We start from the raw sequence: 19,850 nt of genomic DNA on the forward strand, positions 1-19,850 counted from the left end.
GCGGTCGCTCCGGCCGCTGCACCTCAGCGTATTGCCGCCCGGTTGCCGACGCCCGGACGCCGGGTCAGGATGGGAGCATGCCCCTCGACCGCGGTTCCTCCGTCACGCTGGCCGTCGCCCAGTTCGCCCCCACCGGCGACGCATCGACGAACCTCGATGAGATCGCACGGCTCACGACCCGAGCCGCCGACAGGGGAGCACAGCTCATCGTCTTCCCCGAGTACTCCAGTGCGTTCATGGACCCGTTCGACGAGTCGCTCGCTTCCCTCGCGCAGCCGATCGACGGCCCCTTCACCCAGCGACTGGGCGAGCTCGCCGCTCAGCACGATGTGACTCTCGTCGCCGGGATGCTCGAGCGCGCCGCCGACCCCCGGCGGGTGCACAACACGGTGATCGCGGTCGACCGCGACGGCGTGCGTGCCACGTACCGCAAGCTCCACCTGTACGACGCATTCGGGCAGCGCGAGTCGGACTGGGTCGAACCCGGTCCGCTCGGGGAGCCCGAGCTCTTCGACACCGGCGGTCTGCGGTTCGGGCTGCAGACCTGCTACGACCTGCGCTTCCCGGAGGTGACGCGCACCCTCGTCGATGCCGGTGCCGATGCGGTGCTGGTGCCGGCCGAGTGGGTCCGGGGCCCGCTGAAGGAGCACCACTGGCGCACCCTGCTGCAGGCTCGCGCGTTGGAGAACACCGTCTACGTCGCCGGTGCCGACCACCCGCCGCCCCTCGGCATCGGCCACTCGATGATCATCGACCCGATGGGAACGACGATCGCCGCCGTGGCGACGACCACCGACGTGGCCCTCGCTCCTCTCGACGGCGCCATGATCGACAGCGTGAGACGTGTCAACCCGGCGCTGCAGCTGCGACGCTATGGTGTCGTGCCGCGCGGCTGAGCATTCACGCCAGACGACCGAGCCGGGCCGCGGCCTGCTCGATCACCCCGACCCGCTTGCAGGCCGCGAACCGGACGAGCGTCGCGTAGTCATCGCGGTGCGTCGGCGTGGTGAAAGCGGTCAGCGGGATGGCGACGACGCCCGTCCGCTCGGGCAGGGCGCGGCAGAACGCCGCGGCATCCGTTGCTCCCAGCGGGGCGGCGTCGGCGACCGTGAAGTATGTGCCGGCGGGGCGGAAGACGGTGAACCCCGCGTTCACGAGCCCCTCGGCCAGCAGCTCGCACTTGCGCTGCAGCTGCGTCGCGATGTCCGTGAAGAACTCATCTGGCAGCCGCAGACCCGCGGCGATCGCCGGCTGGAACGGCGAGCCGTTGACGTAGGTGAGGAACTGCTTGACGGCGAGCACCGCATCCACGAGATCGGCAGGGCCGGAGATCCAGCCGATCTTCCAGCCCGTCGTGGAGAACGTCTTGCCGCCCGACGAGATCGTCAGCGTACGCTCGTCGGCCCCCGGCATCGTCGCGATGGGCGCATGCGGCCCGTCGAAGACGAGGTGCTCGTACACCTCGTCCGTCACGATGATCGCGTCGTGCCGGTCGGCAAGGCGCACGATCTCCTGCCGCACCTCCGGCGCGAACACTGCTCCCGTCGGGTTGTGCGGATCGTTCACCAGGATGAGACGCGTGCGGTCGGTCACCGCCGCCCGCAGCGCGTCGAGGTCGGGCTGGAAGTCGGGGCGGCGCAGCGGCACGGGAACCAGCCGCGCCCCGCTCAGCGCCACGCACGCGGCGTACGAGTCGTAGAACGGCTCGAAGACGACAACCTCGTCGTCGGACCCGTCCACGAGCGCCAGGAGCGCGGCCGCGATCGCCTCCGTCGCGCCGGCGGTGACGATGACCTCCCGCTCCGGGTCGAGCTCGATCCCATAGAACCGATGTTGATGCTCGACGATCGCCTCGCGGAGATCCAGGATGCCGCGGCCCGGGGGATACTGATTCGCGCCGCGCGCGATCGCCTCCCGCGCGGTCTCGAGCACGATGTCGGGGCCGTCCTCGTCGGGAAAGCCCTGACCGAGGTTGATCGCACCGGTGCGCGCAGCGAGGGCGCTCATCTCGGCGAAGATGGTCGGGGCGCTCCGGCCGTCGGGACCGAGCAGTCCCGCGCCGGCAGCCGCCCGGCGCCATGCTCCTGCTGGCTCTTGCACGTGACCCACGCTACCCGCATAGTCTCGTCGCAGTGTCGGCATACCGAACACACAGATACGGCCGGGATGATGGCACCATCACCACGAAGGAGCGCTCATGAGCGACAACAAGGACTTCCGTCCGGACGACACTCCGGCCCAGCCCGCCGTCCCCCCGGCTGCCTCGACGCCGACATCGGCGCCCAGCGCTGGTGCCGCCCAGACCCCGCCGTCGAACGCCGTCCCCCCCAAGCCGACGCAGCCCGCACATGCGGCCGCCGGCGCCTACCCCGGGCAGGGCTTCGGTCTGCCCCAGGCCCAGGCCACCCACTCCTACCCGACGCTGCCGCTCGGCGATCAGCCGGTCGCGACCGCCGAGCCCAAGAAGAAGTCGGGAGCCGGCAAGGTCGCCGGTCTGCTCGTCGCGGCCGCCCTCGTCGGGGGTGCCGCGGGGCTCGGCGGCACGTGGGCCGGTGACAACCTGTGGAGCGCGAACGACGCGTCGCCGGCGGCAGGACCGAGCGTCGTGACGGTGAACAAGACCGACAGCGTCAATGCCACGACCGCCATCGCGGCGAAGGTCGTCCCGAGCGTCGTGACGATCAACGTGGCCGCCGGCAACAACGGCGGCACCGGGTCGGGCGTCGTTCTGAGCAAGGACGGCTACATCCTCACGAACACCCACGTCGTGACCCTCGACGGCGAGAGTGCCGACCCGACGATCTCCGTGACGACCTCGGACGGCCACATCTACTCCGCGAAGATCGTCGGCACCGACCCGGTGTACGACCTCGCCGTGATCAAGCTCGAGGGGGCGTCCGACCTGACCCCCATCACCTGGGGCGACTCGGGTTCGCTGAACGTGGGCGACCAGACCGTCGCGATCGGCGCGCCTCTCGGGCTCTCGAACACCGTCACCACCGGCATCGTGAGCGCCCTGAACCGCTCCATCGAGATCGCCTCCTCGGCGGCGCCGGAAGGCGGCGACAGCGGCGGCAACGGCGATCAGAACGGCGGCCAGAACGGTGACAGCCCGTTCTTCTTCGACTTCGGACAGGGCCAGCAGAACCAGCAGGCCACCGAATCGATCAAGATCGCGGTCATCCAGACCGACGCGCCGATCAACCCGGGCAACTCGGGCGGGGCGCTCGTCGACTCCGAAGGCAAGCTCGTGGGCATCAACGTCGCGATCGCCTCGACCGGCTCCTCGTCGTCCTCGAGCCAGAGCGGATCCATCGGCGTGGGCTTCTCCATCCCATCGGATGTGGCGCACCGTGTGGCCGACGAGATCGTCAAGAACGGCAAGGCCACGCACGGCCTGCTCGGCGCGAGCGTGCGCGACGCCGCATCCGTTCAGGGCGCGAAGATCACCGGCGCCTACATCGCCGAGGTGACCTCGGGCGGCGGGGCTGCGGAAGCCGGGCTGCGCGCCGGCGACATCGTCACCGCCTTCAACGACGTGCCCGTCGGCAGCGCCGTCGATCTCACCGCCCAGGTGCGGGCGGCGGCCGCCGGAAGCAAGGCCACGGTGACCTATGTGCGCGACGGCAGCAGCCACACCGTGGACGTCACGCTCGGCACCTTGAAGTAGCGGTCCCACCTCACGCTCCGGGAACGGACGCCACCCCGCCTATCGCCGTAGGCTACGCCTGCGAGCGGAGGATAGGCTCGCGGGGTGGCGTCCTTCTCGTTCAGCGCGGGCAACGCGGCGAAACTCCTCCGACTCCCGCTCTATGCTGTCGGCCGCATCGCGACGCTGCTGATCCCCCGTCGTGGGGGCGAATGGGTCTTCGGCTGCGGGGCCGGAATCGGCGATGGTGCGCTCGCGCTCTGGAAGGAGGCCGCCGGCCACGGGCACCGCATGGTGTGGCTGGTCGAATCCACGCGGGAGGAGACGGATGCCGCGGCGCGCGGCATCCCGACCCTGCGGAAGAACTCGCTGCACGGGTTCTGGCGCACGGCGCGAGCGCGGGTCGTCGTCGTGACTCACGGCTTCGGCGATGTGAACCGCTACGCCACGGGCGGGGCTTTCATCGTGCAGCTCTGGCATGGCATTCCGCTGAAGCGGATCGGCATCGACTCGCCGGAGACCGTGCGTGTGCCGACCGTGCTGCGCCGACTGCGCCTGGAGCGACTCGCGCGCGGACTGATCGCCCGGATGTACCGCGCGGCGACCCGTCGCATCGACGTGATCCCCGCTGCATCGCACGTCGTGCGGGGACGACTGGAGTCGGCCTTCTCGCTCGGCGACCGGCAGGTTCCGGTGACCGGCGAGCCGCGGGTGGACGTGCTGTCTTGCGGAGACCCTGCGACGCGCCGCGCAGCTGGGCGCGATGCCGTCGAGTCCGCGGCGGGCTTGGTGGGCGACGCTCGGCTCGTGCTCTATGCTCCCACCTGGCGCGACGGCGCAGACGACGCGGCGATCCCGACCGCAGCCGATTGGTCGCGCATCGACGAGACCCTTCGCCGCAATGACGCGGTTCTGCTCATCCGCTCTCATCCTCTCGGCGCCGGACGGTACGAGCCGGGCGGCACGGATCGCGTGCGGTTCCTCGGCAGCGATGCGGTGGCCGACATCACGCCGCTGCTTCCGGCGTTCGATGCCCTGGTGACCGACTACTCGTCGATCGCGTTCGACGCCGCACTGGTGCCCGTGCCCACGATCTGGTTCGCCCCCGATCTCGATGCCTACGTCGCCCGACGCGGGATGTACGGGACATATTCCGATGCGGCCGGTGACGACTGGGCGGCGGACTGGGCGGGAGCCATCGAGCAGCTCGACGCCGTCCTGGGCGACAAGGAGGTCCGCCGCGAGCGGGTCGCGCGTGCAACCGCCCTCAGTGCGCGTCTGCACTCCTACGCCGACGGAGGGAACGCCGCGCGCGTGCACGAGGCCATCCACACGCGTCTGCGCACATCCCAGGGAGGAGCCCGATGACCGACGCCCGATTCGAGGCACGACCGATGCCGGCTCTCGTCCTCACTGGCACGGGCGCGCGGCCCTCACGCGTGGAACTCGTCGGAGCGCGGGCGCGCACCGGCGCGCGGATGACGGGGCGTGGACGCACATGGAAGGCGGTGCTGCCGTTGCAGGCGGCGCGGTGGGGCGATCCTGTGCTGCCGCTGCCGAGCGGCGACTACGAGGTGCAGCTGGACGGAGCCGACGGTGAGCCGATCGTTCTCGATGTCCAGGTCGACGAGGCGGTTCTCGGGGGCCTGCGGGCGCGGCTGCAGCGAAGCACTGTGCACATCGCGCCGCCGATGGATCCGGCCTATGCGTCGTGGGAGGGCCAGGCCGCGCTCGAGCGGCGTTACGTGAACCGGCCGAGCGACCGACTGGAGAACGCGGTCTTCTTCGAGAGCTTCTACGGTCGCAACGCGAGCGACAACCCGCGCGCGATCGATCGGGAGCTGGCCAGGCTTGCACCCGACGTCGCCCGGTACTGGAGCGTCGTCGACCTGTCCGTCGCCGTACCTGACGGGGCGATCGCCGTCATCGAGGGGAGCCCGGAATGGTGGCGGGCGCGGGGCGCCGCGCGCCTGCTCGTGGTGAACGACTGGCTGCGGCGGCGGTTCGAGCGCCGGCCCGGCCAGCGGGTGGTGCAGACCTGGCACGGCACACCGCTGAAGCGGCTTGCGCTTCACCGGCCCGGATTCGCGCCGCGCCGCGCGCTCGCGGTGATCCGGGAGGCGCGCCGCTGGGACGTGCTCCTCGCGCAGAGCCCGGCGGCCGCCGGCATCCTCCGAGGCGCGTACGCGTTCCGGCGCCCGATCTGGGTGGAAGGCTACCCCCGCAACGATGTGCTCGTCGGCGGAGACGCCGGCCCCGTCCGGGAAGCGCTGGGCATCGCACCCTCCGACACGGTGCTGCTGTACGCGCCGACGTGGCGCGACGACCGTGAGCACATCGTCGACTTCCTCGACCTCGAGCGCCTGGCCGACGAGACCGGTGCCGTCGTGCTGGTCCGCGGGCATTCGCGCACCCTGCTGCCCGGCCGCGACGCGGGGGGCGCGCGGGTGATCGATGTCACGGCGTACCCCGACACCGCGCAGCTCATGCTCGCTGCCGATGCCCTCATCACGGACTATTCGTCGGTGATGTTCGACTTCTCCGCCACCGGCAAGCCGATGTTCTTCCACGTACCCGACATCGAGCACTACCGCGGGCAGCTGCGCGGCTTCTACCTGGACCTCGCTGCGCGCGCGCCCGGTCCGGTCGTCGGCAGGCAGGAAGAGCTCACCGCGGCCATCCGCTCGCACGACGCCGCGGAGTACGGGCAGCAGTACGCCGCCTGGCGGGAGCGGTTCAACCCGCGCGACGACGGCCATGCCTCCGAGCGCGTGGTCGCCCGCATCCTCGATCAGGGGTTCGTGCGGCGCTGACGCTCCCCAGGTGAGTATCGCACGGCCGGGAGCATCCCTACGGCAGGGGAGTGTTGCGCGAACCGAGCCGCGACGTGTCGATCGTGCCCGACGCGCCGGAGACCACGCCGGTGAGGAATCCGGCTCCCCACGACACGTGCATCGTCGGCAGCACCGCCAGCGTCCACAGCTTGTCGCGCCATCCCGTACCGCCCCCTGATCCTGCCGCCACCGCGCCGATCAGGACGACGTAGGCGGCGATCGGCACGTAGACGACGCAGGCGAGGAGCGCCGGCCATCCGTGCAGGACGCGGGTCAGCTGGAGGATCCCGACGACCGCCGCGAGCACCGCGACGACGACGAGGGCCGGGGGTGCGAAGAACCGCAGCGGATTGCGCCGACCGAAGCGGCGGACGAGCTCGCCGCGCCAGGCGCCGGTCGCACGGAACTGCCGAGCAAGACGCACCCAGCTCTCGCGGGGCCAGTACGTCACGGCGAGCGCCGGATCGAACCAGACCTCATAGCCCGCCCGCCGGATGCGCAGATTCAGCTCCCAGTCCTCGCCGCGGCGGATCGACTCGTCGAAGCCGCCGACCTCATCGAGCACTGCGCGGCGCATCACGCCCAGGTACGCCGACTCGGCCGGGCCCTCTTCTCCGCCGCCGTGGTAGGCGGCTCCGCCGAGACCGATCGGGGAGTTGTAGGCGCGAGCCACGGCGCGCTGGAACGGGGTGCGACCGTCGGCGCGCATGACGCCGCCGACATTCGCCGCCCGGGTCCTCGCGAGCGTGGCGAGGGCGTCCACGGTGTAGCCGGCCGCGAGTTCGGAGTGCGCGTCCACGCGCACGATGGTCGGATGCGCGCTCGCGCCGATCGCGAGGTTCAGCCCCTTGGGGATATCGGCACCGGGGTTGTCGACCAGTGTGATGCGGCGGTCGGCGGAGGCGAGCCGCTGAGCGATCTCGGTCGTGCCGTCGGTGGAGGGGCCGAGGGCCAGCACGAGCTCCGCCGGCCCATGCGTGTCCTGGGCGAGCACCGTCTGCACGGCGCGCTCGAGGTACGCCGCCTCATTGAGCACCGGCATCACGAACGAGACTCCCGCGTCGGCGGGCGGGACGGGGGCATCCCGATGTCGTCGCGGGTCGTCTGGCACCAATCGATCATGCCACGTCGCCGCTCAGCGACGCCTCGCACCGTCGTCGGCCTTCCTCCTCTTCTTCTTTCCGGTGCACCGCCGGCCGGTGGCATGCGGACGCTCCTGGACGCCGCTGTGGCGCGCATAGACCCACTCGGGGATCTTGCCGGTGCCGAACAGCGTCAGCATGGTGCGGGACATCGTATGGTCGGGAGCGATCCGCAGAGCGCGCTGTGCCTGCATCGCGGCCGCGGTGCCCGCGCCGATCGACCAGTGCAGCCACGCGAGCATGCAGAGGAGGTCGGGCGTCTGATCCGGGTCGAGATGCGCAATGAGACGGCGAAGTACGGCGATGCCCGTGCGCGTGCGACGTGCCTTCAGGGGACGGGTGCTGTCGCCGATCATCAGCAGGCCGAGCTCATCGTCCAGTGCCGGGTCGTCCTCGGCTCTCGCCTGAGCGATCACCTCGTCCATCGACATCCCGGTCTGCCGTTGTCGTGCATGCCAGCGGTCCGAGGAGGCTCGGGCGCGTTCGCCCACGGCCCTGCCGAACGCGATCTGGAGCATCATCTCGTCTCGCCGGGCCGGAAACATGCTGAGGAAGGCGAGCCGGGCGAGCAGCGGAATCGGCACGGCGGCGGCGTCGTGGTCGAGGACCTGCTCGATGAGCTCGACACCGTCAGGCACGTCGACTGGACGGTAGAGGCCGAACGCGTCGGCCTCCGCGCCCGCGCACAGCGCGTCGACCGCGTCGGTCAGCACCCGGGCGAACTGCGGATCGGCGGGCGGGAGATCGCCTTCGTCGGCGGGCGCGGCAAGGGGGCGATGGCCCCGCACGCTCTCGGCCTGAGCCGTGAGCGGGCTCGACTCGATATCGCTCAGGGGATGACCCTCGAGCGGAGGGTCGGCCTCATACCAGCTCGCGTAGCCGTCCGCGCTCGCGCAGAGCGCGTCCTTGACCGCGAATCCGGCGCCGGCGAACCGTTCGTCGAGGCACCGGATGAGCGGCTCCCACCGGGCGAACGCCACGGGGAATGTCGCATCCGTGTAGACGGCGAAGACGACGCCGTCACACGCATCCATCCGGCTCAGCGCACCGACCGCGACGGAGGCGAGGCGTGCCGCCTCGCCTGGCTCGTCGCCGGGCGGCAGGTCGAGCCGCATGAGGCCGGTGGTGCGCCTGCCGGCGAAGGGCACGACGACGATGCTCTCCTGAAGGGTGCGGCCGGCGAGCGTCGGCAGGCTCGCGAGGAAGTCGGCGGTGGTGGACGATTTCAGGATCGTGGGGCTGCTGCTCATTCCCTCAGCGTGGCCGCCCCGCGGCGCCCCCGAGGGGCACAACGGTGATCGGTGGACAACCGGGCCGGTCCGTGCGCGTCACCGCGATCTGTGGAGGAGCCGGCGGATCAGTCTCCGACGGCGTCCTCAGCCTGCTCGTCCTCGCCGCGACCGGCACCGAGATCGCCGGAGGGGACATCCACGGCGATCGTGATCGACGAGATCGCGCCGCCGGTCGAGATGGCGAAGGGGTCGGTCGGCGGCGTCTCGAGCAGCTCGGCGTCGCTTCGCGGTGCGAGCGGGTCAGAGGGGATCCCAGCCCATTGGAACGGCTCTTCCGGTCGTGACGCGAAAAGTCCCATGCAGCCATTGTCGCCCGCGGTCGCGCTTCACGGCCTCACTGGGCGTATCTCCACAGGAATTCCCGGCCGTCGTCGGGTCGGAACCATACGAGGGTGACGACGATCTCGCCGGGCTCGTGACCGCACAGGCAGAGTTCGGCCGTGTCGCCGGGGAGCATCTGCCCCCACTCATGCGTTCCGGTGGGATTGCCGCGGTGATCGACGAACGCCCGCACGAAATCGAGCGGTGCCGCCCCGGCGTTCGTCACGAGGGAGTGGGAGTCGTACAGGCGGTGGATGCTCCAGGGCACCGCCCGCGCCGACCGGCTGCTGTCGAGGGGATCGCGCATGCCGCGACGGTAGGCGGGAGCGCCGACGCGCACGGACGTCGCGGGCCACGCCGAGCGTGTGCCTGTGGACAACGCGTCGACCGCTTTTCCTGGGGAGGGACGCCGGGGTGCGTTCGTCGACGGTGGCTCGTGCCGGGGGAGTGAGACCGCCTACGAGCCGTGCGGCGAGGGCGGGCTCTCTCCGTCGGTGATGGAACGTCGCCCGCGAACACGCCCCGTGACGGCGCCGACCGCGTTTCCCGCGCGGGCCGTCGCCCCGCCGACCGCGCTTCCCGCGCGGGCCGTGGCTCCGCCGACGGCGTGTCCCGCCCGCCGCAGGCCGCGGCCGAGGGAGTGCTCCACCCGGGTCGCGCCGGGTCGGGGTTCGATCTCGTCGGGAACGCGGGCGGGCGGGATGCCGAAGGCGCGGCGCGCCCCGACGACGACGCGGCGGCCGAGGATCCCATTGCCCACTCCGCCCACGGCGGCGCCGACGCCGAACGGCAGCGCCTTGCCGACCCATGACGCGCCGGCCGCAGTGGCGAAACGATGGATGAACGCCGACTTCAGTCGATCCACGAGTGGGCCGACTGCGGCGCGGGGGAGCGACGTGGTGATCAGCTCACCCCAGTAGGTGCTGCGGCTCGGACCGCGCCCGGTGGCCTGGCGGGTGAGCTGGGCGACCAGGTCCACGCCCTCTTTGCCGAGCATCAGGGTCAGCACGAGCGCGCGTGCGCGATCAGGGTTCTCCACCCGGATGCCGTGCACTTCGGCGAGCGACTGCGCGAACAGTGCCGTCGCATCGACGAACCCGACCGTCTCGACGCCGCTGAGGGCGAGCGTGATGCCGGTCGTCACACCGGGGATCACGGCGGTCGCCCCGACGGCGGCGCCGCCGGTCGCCACCGCAGCGAGGTAGCGGCGCTCGAGGATTCGCACGATGTCTGCGGGTGACGCCTCCGGATGGCGCAGCCGGATGCTGCGCAGATGCGCGATCACGGCGGGACGCTGGACCGCGAGCACCCGGTCGAGTGCGCGGATCAGCCGGGGATGGTCCGGCGAGCCCTCTGGCGGCATACCGCCCGCCCACGGCGATCCCTCCGGCATCGAGTCGATGCGGTGCACCTTCCTGACCATGCCGACGATCCTAAGCGGCGGCCATGGCGGCGAGGCGATCAGACGTACAGGTTCGCGCGTTCGAGGTCTTCGGCGAAGTCGACCTCGACCGCGTACAGGTCGGAGATGTCCATGGGCTGCAGCCGCACACCGTCTTCGGCGATCGCGAGCTCCAGTCCGCGCTCGAAGTAGTCCTGGTCGTCGACCCGACTGAGCTGACGCATGAACGCCTTCTTGTCGGCGCTGGAGATGTAGTTGATCCCGACCGCCTCGCCGATGCCACCGACCACGGTCTTCGACAGCTCCTTGATGAAGCCGTCCGCGGTCACCGTGTACTTCACCTCTTCGTCGCTGACCTTCGCCGTGTTGACGGTCACGAAGGACTGATCGCGCTCGATCAGCGGAATCGCGCGGCCGAGGATGCGGGGGTCGAACACGACGTCGCCGTTCATCCAGAGCACGCCCGCGCGGCCGGTGGCGCCCAGCGCGCGCAGCAGGCTCTTCGATGTGTTCGTCTGGTCGTACCGGTCGTTGTAGACGTAATCGGCGTCAGGGAAGGCCTCGACGATCGTCTCGGCGCGGTACCCGACAACCGTCGTGATGCGTGCGTCGCGGCCGAAGGCCGCGCGGATGTTGTCGTGCTGCTGGCCCATGATCGAGCGGCCGTCAGCCAGACGAGTGAGCGACTTGGGGAGACTGCGGCCGAGGCGCGAGCCCATGCCGGCCGCGAGGATGACGGTCTGAAGAGTCACAATCAGCTCCTGGAGGTGTGTGTCAGGGATGCCGGCGCAGACCGGCGTGACACCCCTTCGTGCTGGTGCCATGGTAGCGAACGGCCCTGAACACCCGCCAGGAGGCGTCGGGACGTTGCGCTTTCGTGATGAATGACACGGGTAGCTCACAGGATCGGCGTTGTGCCAGGGGGGCTTGATACCTTGGATCGGTGACAGCCTCCCTGCCTGTGCCACAGGACCCTCGCGACGACTCCCCGTCGGGCGAGAGCGACGCGGCCCGGCCGGCGAAGGCGCCGCGTCCGCGCCCGGCGCAGCCGCGGCCGCGCGACAAGGTCCGCGTCCTGAAACCCGTCGGTGACGAAGGCGGAACGACGCGCGCCGGCCAGGATGCGTCGACCCCGCCCGTTCCGAAACCCCCGGTTCACAAGCCGCCGGCGGCGAGGCCCGCGGCGCCGAAGTCCGGTTCGGCGAAGACGGCCGCGAAGAAGAAGGCCGCCGGCCCGAAGAAGCCGCCGACCGCGAAGCCGCGCCCGGCGAAGCCGCGCACGGTCCCACTGCCCGATGCAGTGCCCCCGAAGCCCATGGATCCCGGCGTCGTCGTGCCTCCGAAGCCGCCGCTGCCGGGGGCGACGCCCGAGGGCGATGCACAGCGTCAGGCGCCGGATGCGGAAGGTGCTCCGCCGGCGCCGGCTGCGGCGGATATCGCGGCGGTGAGGGGGGCGGTCGGGGATGCGTCGCACGTCGACGCCGAGCCGCAGCGGACCGAGGCGAAGGCGGCCGAGGCTGACGCGATCGTGGTCGGGGTTGATGCGACGGTGGTCGGGGCTGAGGCGAAGGAGAACGAGCCGGAGATGGTCGAGCCGGAGCCGCAGCTCGATGTGGCAGCGCCGGATCCGGAGCGTGTGGCTCCCGCGGTGGCAGAGCCCGAGCCCGAGGCGGCAGAGCCCGAGGCGGCAGAGCTCGAGGCGGTAGCACCGGAGGCAGCCGTGGTCGAGGCTGAGCCGGAAGCCGATGTCCAGTCGCCGGAGGCTGTGCAAGCCGCCGTCGAGTCGCAGCCCGAGACCGCCGAGACCGCGGACGCCCAGGCGGTCGTAGCAGAGAGCGAGCCGACCCAGGTTCCGTCCGATGCGGTCGCCGCTGCCGGGGAGGCCGCGGCATCCGTCCCGGCGCTCGCGGTGCATGGACTCACGAAGGCGTTCGGCGGCACCGTCGCGGTGGGCGGCATCGATCTCGAGGTCCCGACCGGAACGTTCTACGGTCTGGTCGGACCGAACGGCGCGGGCAAGACCACGACGCTCTCGATGATCGCGGGCCTCCTGCGACCCGACCACGGAACCGTCCGGGTGGCCGGAGTCGACGCGGCTCGCCAGCCCCGCGAAGCGAAGCGGCTCCTCGGCGTGCTGCCTGACCGGCTGCGCACCTTCGACCGGCTCACCGGGCGACAGCTGCTGTACTACTTCGGGGTTCTGCGCGGCCTCGATCCCGCCGTCGTCCACACTCGCACGGCGGACCTCGCCCGCGCCTTCGACTTCGCCGATGCGCTCGCGCGCCCGGTGTCCGACTACTCCGCCGGCATGACGAAGAAGGTCATGCTCGCCGGCGCCATGATCCACTCGCCACGCGTGCTCGTTCTCGACGAGCCCTTCGAGGCCGTGGATCCGGTGTCGTCCACCGTGATCCTCGACATCCTCGGTGCCTACGTCGACCACGGCGGCACCGTCATCCTGTCGAGCCACGGCATGGAGCTCGTCGAACGGGTGTGCTCGCGTGTCGCCGTCATCGTCGGCGGCCACCTCCTCGCCGAAGGACCCGTCGACGAGGTGCGCGGCGAGCTCACGCTCGAGGAGCGCTTCGTTCAGCTGGCCGGCGGGATGGGCGACGCGGAGGGCCTCGAGTGGTTGCACACGTTCTCCGACTGAGACTCGCGATGCTGTTCGCGCCGATGCGGGGCGAGCCACGGCAGACAGTGCGACTCGTGCTCGGCCTGCTCGTTGTCGCAGCGGCGACCGCGACGGGCTGCGTGGGACTGCTGGCTCTGCGCTCGTCGTCGGTCGAGGCGGCGCTGGTCGTCACAGTGCTCGGCGGCAGCGCCCTGACACTCGGATTCGCTGCTGCGCCGTTGATCGCCGGCGCCGTCGACCCGCTCGATCCGCGGCGCTTCACCGTCCTCGGCATCCCCGCCCGGCCTCTCGCCGCGACCCTCGCCCTGGTCGGGTTTGTCAGCGTCCCCATCGCCGCTGTGACGGCGCTCGCCGTCTGCGTGGCGATCCTGTGGCAGGCGCACGGTGCCCCGTGGGCGGCGGCGGTGGTCGCGGCAATGCTGCAGGTCGTGGTGTGCATGCTGCTCGCCCGTGTCTGCAGCGCCCTCGCCGCGCTCTTCCTGCAGGAGCGGCGATCCCGCGAGCTCACCGGCCTGTTCGTGCTCGCGATCCTCGTCGTGGTCGTGCCGGCCGGCGTCTTCCTCGCGTCGCTCCAGTGGCACGGCCGTGTGCCCGTGCAGCTCGCGCAGGCGGCGCAGGTTCTCGGCGACACCCCCATCGGCGCCGCCTGGGCGGTCGCCGCTCGCTGGGCCGACGATCCGGCCGCCGCCGGGCTGAGCCTCGGCATCGCCGTGCTCACGATCCTCGCTCTCGCCGCCGCGTGGTACGCGCTCGTGCACCACGCCGTTCGGACCGTCGCGCGTCCCGCCGTGGCGCGCGGCAGCGGCGGGCTCGGGTGGTTCGCCATCACACCCGGCACTCCCGGCGGCGCCGTCGCCGCGCGGAGCATGCTGTACTGGCTTACCGACCGGCGCCACCTCGTGAACCTGATCGTGATCCCGATCGCCGCGCTCATCGTGATGCTCCCGCTGCTCATCGTGGACGTGCCGTTCCCGACGGTCGTACTGGTTCCGGTTCCCCTCATGGCGCTGTTCCTCGGCTGGCTGCCGCACAACGACCTCGCCTACGACTCCACCGCCATCTGGATGCACATCGCGTCGGGCGTGCGCGGCGTGCACGACCGCGTCGGCCGACTCATCCCGATCCTCGTCATCGGCGTGACGGTGCTCGCCATCACGATCCCGATCGCGATCGCGCTCCACGGCCGCTGGCTGCTGCTTCCCGCCATGGCGGGGGTCTGCGCGAGCCTGTTCCTCGGCGGGCTCGGGCTGTCGAGCATCGCCTCCGTGGCGGCACCGTATCCCGTGCCGCATCCCGGCGACGGGCCCTTCCAGCAGCCGGAGCGCCCCGGCTCCGCTGCCGCCGCCTCGCAGGCCATCGTGCTCGTCGGGGCGGTGGCCGTGTCGATCCCCGCGGTGTGGTGGGGGTGGCTCGCGCTCACCCGCGGCGGCGGATACGCGGAGCTCGCGCTGTGGGGCGGACTCGCGATCGGCCTGCTCGTGCTGGTGATCGGCATCGGCGTCGGGGCGGCGGTGTTCGACCGCCGAGGCCCTCGGCTGCTCGAAGTCGCGGAGGCCGGCTGAACCGGAGACAGCGGACCGGTGCGCGGTTAGACTGGGCCACCATGAGTACCCCGATCGACAGCCCCGACTCCGGCGGCTTAGCGACCCTCGACCGCGAGCTCGAAGAGCTGCTGCGCGAGGAGAACATCGAGCCGGGCGACCACGAGCGCTTCTCGCACTACGTGAAGAAGGAGAAGATCCTCGAGTCGGCTCTCACCGGAAAGCCGGTGCGCGCGCTGTGCGGCAAGAAGTGGACGCCCGGTCGCGACCCGGAGAAGTTCCCGGTCTGCCCGACGTGCAAGGAGATCTACGAGGGGCTGCGGAAGTAGGCCTCACTCGGCGTCCATGTAGACGGTCGGGATCGCCGGGTCGGCTCGGCTGAGCGCCAGAGCGCGGACAGGCAGTTCCTCGCGCACCCGCGCATGGTGGGTGCGGGCGGCCGCGACACCGGCCGGACCCTCATGGGATGCGTCGATCTCGCCGTCTTCGACGAGTGCGACCTGGAGCGGCCGGGCGTCCGGGTGCTCGCTCGCGTCCTCGACCGCCTCGAAGCCGTCGGAGACGACGATGAGCTCCTGCGTGGCCGTCCCGGAGTCGAGCATGCGGAAGGCCGCCTTGCGGCCGCCCTTCGACGACTTGTCGGTGGACGCCTTGGCCACCGAGACCCACGAGCCGTCGGCCGCCTGCCGTGCCACCAGCTTGTACACCATCCCGGCCGTCGGCGTGCCCGAACCGGTCACCAGGGAGGTTCCGACGCCGTACGCGTCGACGGGAGCGGCGGCGAGGGTCGCGATGGCGTACTCGTCGAGGTCGCTCGTGACGGTGATCTTGGTGCCCGTCGCGCCGAGCCCGTCGAGCTGCGCCCGCACCTCGGCCGCGACGATCGGCAGATCGCCAGAGTCGATGCGCACGCCGCCCAGCGAGGTTCCCGCGACGCGGACGGCCGTCTCGACGCCGGTCGGGATGTCGTACGTGTCGACGAGCAGCGTCGTCTGCACTCCGAGGGCCTCGATCTGGGAGCGGAACGCCTGCTCCTCGGTGTCGTGCAGGAGCGTGTACGCGTGCGCGGCGGTGCCCATCGTGGGGATGCCCCACATCCGGCCCGCCTCGAGGTTGCTCGTGGCGTCGAAGCCGGCGATGAACGCGGCACGGGCCGCGGCCACCGCGGAATGCTCGCCGGCGCGGCGCGAGCCCATCTCGGCCAGCGGCCGGTCGCCGGCGGCGATGGACATCCGCGCCGCGGCCGTGGCGACCGCCGAGTCGTAGTTCATCACGCTGAGGGCGATCGTCTCCAGGATCACCGCCTCGGCGAACGTGCCCTCGATCGTGAGCACGGGCGATCCGGGGAAGTACAGCTCACCCTCCCGGTAGCCGCGGATCGAGCCGGTGAACCGATAGTCCTCGAGGAACGCGAGGGTCGACGCATCCACCACTCGCTCGTCGCGCAGATACCGCAGCTCGTCCTCGCCGAACCGGAAGTCGCGGATCATCTCCAGGAGGCGCCCGGTGCCCGCCAGCACGCCGAAGCGGCGAGCGCCGGACAGCCGCCGCGTGAACAGCTCGAACACGCACCGGCGGTCGGCGGTGCCGTCGCGCAGTGCGGCATCGAGCATCGTGAGCTCGTAGCGGTCGGTGAACAGGGCGGTGCTGGGCGCGCTCATGGGCGTCAGCCTAGCGGCCGCCCCCGCACCGGTAGGCTGGACGATTGTGAACGACGCCCCCATCGGAATCTTCGACTCCGGAGTCGGTGGGCTCACCGTCGCGCGGGCCGTCTCGGCGCTCCTGCCGCAGGAGTCGATCCGGTACATCGGCGACACCGCGCATTCGCCGTACGGACCGAAGCCCATCGCGGACGTGCGCCGGTACGCCCTCGAAGTGCTCGACACCCTGGTCGACGAGGGCGTCAAGATGCTCGTGATCGCGTGCAACACCGCCTCCGCCGCGATGCTGCGCGACGCGCGCGAGCGCTATGACGTCCCCGTCGTGGAGGTCATCGGTCCCGCGGTGCGGACCGCGATCTCGACGACGCGCAACGGCCGCATCGGGGTGATCGGCACGGCCGGCACGATCGGCTCGGGCGTCTACCAGGACATGCTCGGCGTCAACGCCGACCTCACCGTCTTCGGCCAGGCGTGCCCGCGCTTCGTCGACTTCGTCGAGGCCGGCGTCACCGGCACCCCCGAGGTGCTCGCCGTCGCCGAGGAGTACCTCGCCCCGCTGCGCCACGCGGGTGTCGACACGCTCGTGCTCGGGTGCACGCACTACCCGTTCCTGGAGGGTGCGATCAGCTACGTCATGGGCGCCGACGTGTCCCTCGTGAGCAGCGACACCGAGACCGCGAAGGACGTCTACCGCCAACTGGTGTCCCGCGACCTCATCGCCGGGCCGGATGCCGTGGCCCAGCACGAGTACGAGGCGACCGGTGAGTCGGCTCACGCGTTCCTCGACCTCGCCCATCGGCTCATGGGGCGCGAGGTCACCGATGTGAAGCTCGTGCAGACCGGGGTGATCGACCTGCCGGTCGGAGCCCGCACGAACTCCGTCCCCACCACCCGAGAGAAGGAAGCCGGATGACCGACACCCTCCGCGTCGACGGTCGCACCGCCGACCAGCTGCGCCCCGTCGTGATCGAGCGCGGTTGGAGCGCACAGGCCGAGGGCTCGGCCCTCGTCAGTTTCGGTGGCACGAAGGTGCTGTGCACGGCGTCGTTCACGAACGGCGTTCCGCGCTGGCTCACGGGCAAGGGGAAGGGATGGGTCACCGCGGAGTACGCCATGCTTCCCCGTGCGACCAACACCCGCAACGACCGGGAGTCGGTGAAGGGGCGCATCGGCGGCCGCACGCACGAGATCTCCCGCCTCATCGGCCGGGCCCTCCGCGCCGTCGTGGACACGAAGGCACTCGGCGAGAACACGATCGTCATCGACTGCGACGTGCTGCAGGCCGACGGCGGAACTCGCACCGCCGCGATCACCGGCGCCTATGTCGCCCTGGCCGACGCCATCGCGTGGGGTCGCGAGAAGAAGTTCATCGGGCAGAAGGCCCAGGTGCTGTTCGACTCGGTCGCCGCCGTGTCGGTCGGCATCGTCGGCGGCGAGCCGATGGTCGACCTCGCCTATGTCGAAGACGTCCGCGCCGAGACCGACATGAACATCGTCGTCACCGGTCGGGGGCTGTTCGTCGAGGTGCAGGGCACTGCGGAAGGCGCGCCCTTCGACAAGCGCGAGCTCGATGCGCTGCTCGAACTCGGCGTGAACGGATGCGGCCAACTGCGCGACATCCAGGCCGCGAGCCTGAGCGAGGGCGCCGACGCGCCGGAGGCGCGGCAGTGACCCGCGCGGTGCTCGCCACGCACAATCCGCACAAGGTCACCGAGTTCGCGCAGATCGTCGCGGCGACGCGTCCCGACTTCGAACTCGTCGGGTACGACGGCCCCGAACCGGTCGAAGACGGAGTGACGTTCGCGGAGAACGCGCTGATCAAGGCGCGTGCGGCCGCCCGTCACACGGGGCTGCCGGCCTTCGCCGACGACTCCGGCGTGTGCGTCGACGTGCTCGGCGGGGCGCCGGGCATCTTCTCGGCGTACTGGGCCGGGCACAAGAAGGACGCCGTCGCGAACCTCGAGCTGCTGCTCGACCAGATCTCCGACATCGCCGATCCGCATCGCACCGCGCACTTCACGTCGGTGATCGCGCTCGTGCTTCCCGGCGACGGCGAGCACGTCGTCGAAGGCATCTGGCCGGGACGGATCGCGACCGCCGCTCGCGGGACGGGCGGGTTCGGCTACGACCCGGTGTTCATCCCCGACGAGCAGCCCACAGCGGTGGAGCGCACGGTGGGCGAGTGGACCGACGCGGAGAAGGCCGTCGCGTCGCATCGAGCCCGGGCGTTCGCCGCGCTGCAGCCGCTGCTGCATCTGCTGTAGCGGGCTGCGTCTGCTGTAGCGCGCGGGGGATGAGGCTGAGAATCAGACTCATTCCCGACTGCGCCGTTCCGGCGGTCGCGGCAGCTGACGGGGCCTAGCCTGGGGGCATGCACGACCACGCACCGAGCGGCATCCGCGGCGCCGACAACCGGCGCCTGCTCGCGATCTCGCTCACCCTGACGACGGTGGTGCTGGTCGTGCAGATCGTGGGCGCGGTGTGGTCGGGCTCGTTGGCGCTGCTGGCCGATGCCGCCCACATGTTCGCCGATGCCGCCGCGCTCGTCGTGGCGCTCGTCGCGAGTGCCGTCGCCGCGCGCCCGGCCAACGACCGCCGCACCTTCGGGTATCAGCGGGCGGAGGTGTTCGGCGCACTCGTGAACGGTGTGATCCTCATCGCCCTCGCGGTGGGAGTCGCGGGGGAAGGTGTCGCACGGCTGACGAACCCGGCCGACGTCGAGGTCGCCGGGGGAGTGATGCTCGTCGTCGCGGTCGTCGGGCTCTGCACGAACGCTGTGGCGATGTGGCTGCTGTCCGCGGCCCAGCGGCGCAGCATGAATGTGCGCGGCGCCTACATCGAGGTGATGGGCGATCTCATCGGCTCGGCTGCGGTGATCGTGGCGGCCATCGTCATCCTCGTCACCGGCTGGCTCGCCGTCGACGCGATCGCGTCGCTCGTCATCGCCGCGCTCATCGTGCCGCGCGCCGCCGGCCTGCTGCGCGAGGTGGTGTCGGTGCTGGGGGAGTCGGCGCCCCAGGGGGTGCAGGTGCAGCACATCCGCGACCACATCCTCGACACCCCCGGCGTCCGCGCCGTGCACGACGTGCACGTGTGGCAGCTCACCCGTGGCGCCCCGGTGTTCACCGCCCACGTCATCGTCGACGACGACGCGCTGCGCGAGGGCCGCGCGGGTGACATCCTCACCCGGCTCCAGGGCTGTCTCGCCGAGCATTTCGACGTGGAGCACTCGACGTTCCAGCTCGAGCCCGCCGGCCACAGCGAGCACGACGCCCACGCCTGACCGAGGTGCGCCGTTTCACATGAAGTCGCGCGTTGCGCATCATCCCGACGCAAGAATGATGTGTTCGCGGCGGTTCCATGTGACATCGAC

At 71.1% G+C, this 19,850-nt stretch carries 20 protein-coding genes; 11 read left to right on the plus strand and 9 right to left on the minus strand.

Annotated features, from left to right (window positions below):
- Positions 1 to 77: 77 nt before the first annotated feature.
- On the plus strand, positions 78 to 896 hold the full coding sequence (locus AC3RX1_RS05320) for a carbon-nitrogen hydrolase family protein (protein WP_491500204.1): 819 nt from the start codon (positions 78 to 80) through the stop codon (positions 894 to 896).
- A gap of 4 nt (positions 897 to 900) precedes the next feature.
- On the opposite strand, the gene AC3RX1_RS05325 is transcribed toward AC3RX1_RS05320, so the two are convergent.
- A complete protein-coding gene (locus AC3RX1_RS05325) occupies positions 901 to 2,142 on the minus strand; it encodes an aminotransferase class I/II-fold pyridoxal phosphate-dependent enzyme (protein ID WP_491500205.1) in 1,242 nt (413 codons plus the stop codon).
- 55 nt (positions 2,143 to 2,197) lie between these two features.
- Between AC3RX1_RS05325 and AC3RX1_RS05330 the strand changes: the two genes are divergently transcribed.
- From AC3RX1_RS05330 to AC3RX1_RS05340, 3 genes are all read left to right on the plus strand, one after another.
- The gene (locus AC3RX1_RS05330; protein WP_491500206.1) at positions 2,198 to 3,670 is read left to right on the plus strand and encodes a S1C family serine protease; all 1,473 of its coding nucleotides are present in this window, start codon (positions 2,198 to 2,200) and stop codon (positions 3,668 to 3,670) included.
- Between the two features lie 84 nt (positions 3,671 to 3,754).
- Positions 3,755 to 5,017, plus strand: coding sequence for a CDP-glycerol glycerophosphotransferase family protein (locus tag AC3RX1_RS05335; RefSeq protein WP_491500207.1), 1,263 nt, complete (start codon positions 3,755 to 3,757; stop codon positions 5,015 to 5,017).
- Positions 5,014 to 6,462, plus strand: a complete 1,449-nt coding sequence (locus AC3RX1_RS05340; RefSeq protein ID WP_491500208.1) for a CDP-glycerol glycerophosphotransferase family protein — start codon at positions 5,014 to 5,016, stop codon at positions 6,460 to 6,462. Before AC3RX1_RS05335 ends, AC3RX1_RS05340 begins: the two co-directional genes overlap by 4 nt.
- A gap of 37 nt (positions 6,463 to 6,499) precedes the next feature.
- Here AC3RX1_RS05340 and AC3RX1_RS05345 read toward each other — a convergent pair whose 3' ends face one another.
- From AC3RX1_RS05345 to AC3RX1_RS05375, 7 genes are all read right to left on the minus strand, one after another.
- Positions 6,500 to 7,525: a glycosyltransferase family 2 protein gene (locus tag AC3RX1_RS05345; RefSeq protein WP_491500552.1), complete on the minus strand. Its 1,026-nt coding sequence runs from the start codon at positions 7,523 to 7,525 to the stop codon at positions 6,500 to 6,502.
- Between the two features lie 93 nt (positions 7,526 to 7,618).
- Positions 7,619 to 8,875: a DUF4192 family protein gene (locus AC3RX1_RS05350; RefSeq protein ID WP_491500209.1), complete on the minus strand. Its 1,257-nt coding sequence runs from the start codon at positions 8,873 to 8,875 to the stop codon at positions 7,619 to 7,621.
- Positions 8,876 to 8,982: 107 nt separating this feature from the next.
- A complete protein-coding gene (locus AC3RX1_RS05355; protein WP_491500210.1) occupies positions 8,983 to 9,216 on the minus strand; it encodes a hypothetical protein in 234 nt (77 codons plus the stop codon).
- A 35-nt stretch (positions 9,217 to 9,251) separates the two neighbouring features.
- Positions 9,252 to 9,545, minus strand: coding sequence for a hypothetical protein (locus AC3RX1_RS05360; RefSeq protein ID WP_491500211.1), 294 nt, complete (start codon positions 9,543 to 9,545; stop codon positions 9,252 to 9,254).
- Positions 9,546 to 9,695: 150 nt separating this feature from the next.
- The gene (locus tag AC3RX1_RS05365; RefSeq protein WP_491500212.1) at positions 9,696 to 10,661 is read right to left on the minus strand and encodes a hypothetical protein; all 966 of its coding nucleotides are present in this window, start codon (positions 10,659 to 10,661) and stop codon (positions 9,696 to 9,698) included.
- A 38-nt stretch (positions 10,662 to 10,699) separates the two neighbouring features.
- Entirely contained in the window at positions 10,700 to 11,392 is a 693-nt protein-coding gene (locus tag AC3RX1_RS05370) for a phosphocholine cytidylyltransferase family protein (RefSeq protein ID WP_491500213.1), read from the minus strand.
- A 403-nt stretch (positions 11,393 to 11,795) separates the two neighbouring features.
- The gene (locus tag AC3RX1_RS05375) at positions 11,796 to 11,921 is read right to left on the minus strand and encodes a hypothetical protein (protein ID WP_498239138.1); all 126 of its coding nucleotides are present in this window, start codon (positions 11,919 to 11,921) and stop codon (positions 11,796 to 11,798) included.
- Positions 11,922 to 11,955: 34 nt separating this feature from the next.
- Between AC3RX1_RS05375 and AC3RX1_RS05380 the strand changes: the two genes are divergently transcribed.
- Genes AC3RX1_RS05380 through AC3RX1_RS05390 form a run of 3 tightly spaced genes read left to right on the plus strand, consistent with a single transcriptional unit; the run spans position 11,956 to position 15,145 of the window.
- Positions 11,956 to 13,293, plus strand: a complete 1,338-nt coding sequence (locus AC3RX1_RS05380) for an ABC transporter ATP-binding protein (protein ID WP_498239140.1) — start codon at positions 11,956 to 11,958, stop codon at positions 13,291 to 13,293.
- A gap of 8 nt (positions 13,294 to 13,301) precedes the next feature.
- Positions 13,302 to 14,837, plus strand: coding sequence for a hypothetical protein (locus AC3RX1_RS05385; protein WP_491500215.1), 1,536 nt, complete (start codon positions 13,302 to 13,304; stop codon positions 14,835 to 14,837).
- A gap of 41 nt (positions 14,838 to 14,878) precedes the next feature.
- Positions 14,879 to 15,145: a DUF3039 domain-containing protein gene (locus AC3RX1_RS05390; RefSeq protein WP_491500216.1), complete on the plus strand. Its 267-nt coding sequence runs from the start codon at positions 14,879 to 14,881 to the stop codon at positions 15,143 to 15,145.
- Positions 15,146 to 15,148: 3 nt separating this feature from the next.
- Here AC3RX1_RS05390 and AC3RX1_RS05395 read toward each other — a convergent pair whose 3' ends face one another.
- Positions 15,149 to 16,477, minus strand: coding sequence for a nicotinate phosphoribosyltransferase (locus tag AC3RX1_RS05395; RefSeq protein ID WP_491500217.1), 1,329 nt, complete (start codon positions 16,475 to 16,477; stop codon positions 15,149 to 15,151).
- Positions 16,478 to 16,523: 46 nt separating this feature from the next.
- On the opposite strand from AC3RX1_RS05395, the gene murI reads away from it, so the two are divergent.
- The 4 genes from murI to AC3RX1_RS05415 all read left to right on the plus strand — a co-directional run bounded on the left by murI (position 16,524) and on the right by AC3RX1_RS05415 (position 19,760).
- On the plus strand, positions 16,524 to 17,390 hold the full coding sequence (gene murI, locus AC3RX1_RS05400; protein WP_491500218.1) for a glutamate racemase: 867 nt from the start codon (positions 16,524 to 16,526) through the stop codon (positions 17,388 to 17,390).
- Positions 17,387 to 18,148, plus strand: coding sequence for a ribonuclease PH (rph, locus tag AC3RX1_RS05405; protein WP_491500219.1), 762 nt, complete (start codon positions 17,387 to 17,389; stop codon positions 18,146 to 18,148). Before murI ends, rph begins: the two co-directional genes overlap by 4 nt.
- Positions 18,145 to 18,741 carry an RdgB/HAM1 family non-canonical purine NTP pyrophosphatase gene (gene rdgB / locus AC3RX1_RS05410; RefSeq protein ID WP_491500220.1) on the plus strand — a complete coding sequence of 199 codons (597 nt, stop codon included), beginning with the start codon at positions 18,145 to 18,147 and terminating at the stop codon, positions 18,739 to 18,741. The genes rph and rdgB overlap by 4 nt, the downstream gene beginning before the upstream one ends.
- Before the next feature lie 107 nt (positions 18,742 to 18,848).
- Positions 18,849 to 19,760, plus strand: a complete 912-nt coding sequence (locus AC3RX1_RS05415; protein WP_491500221.1) for a cation diffusion facilitator family transporter — start codon at positions 18,849 to 18,851, stop codon at positions 19,758 to 19,760.
- The last annotated feature ends 90 nt before the right edge of the window (positions 19,761 to 19,850 follow it).

It is taken from the genome of Microbacterium altimontanum, assembly GCF_058349865.2.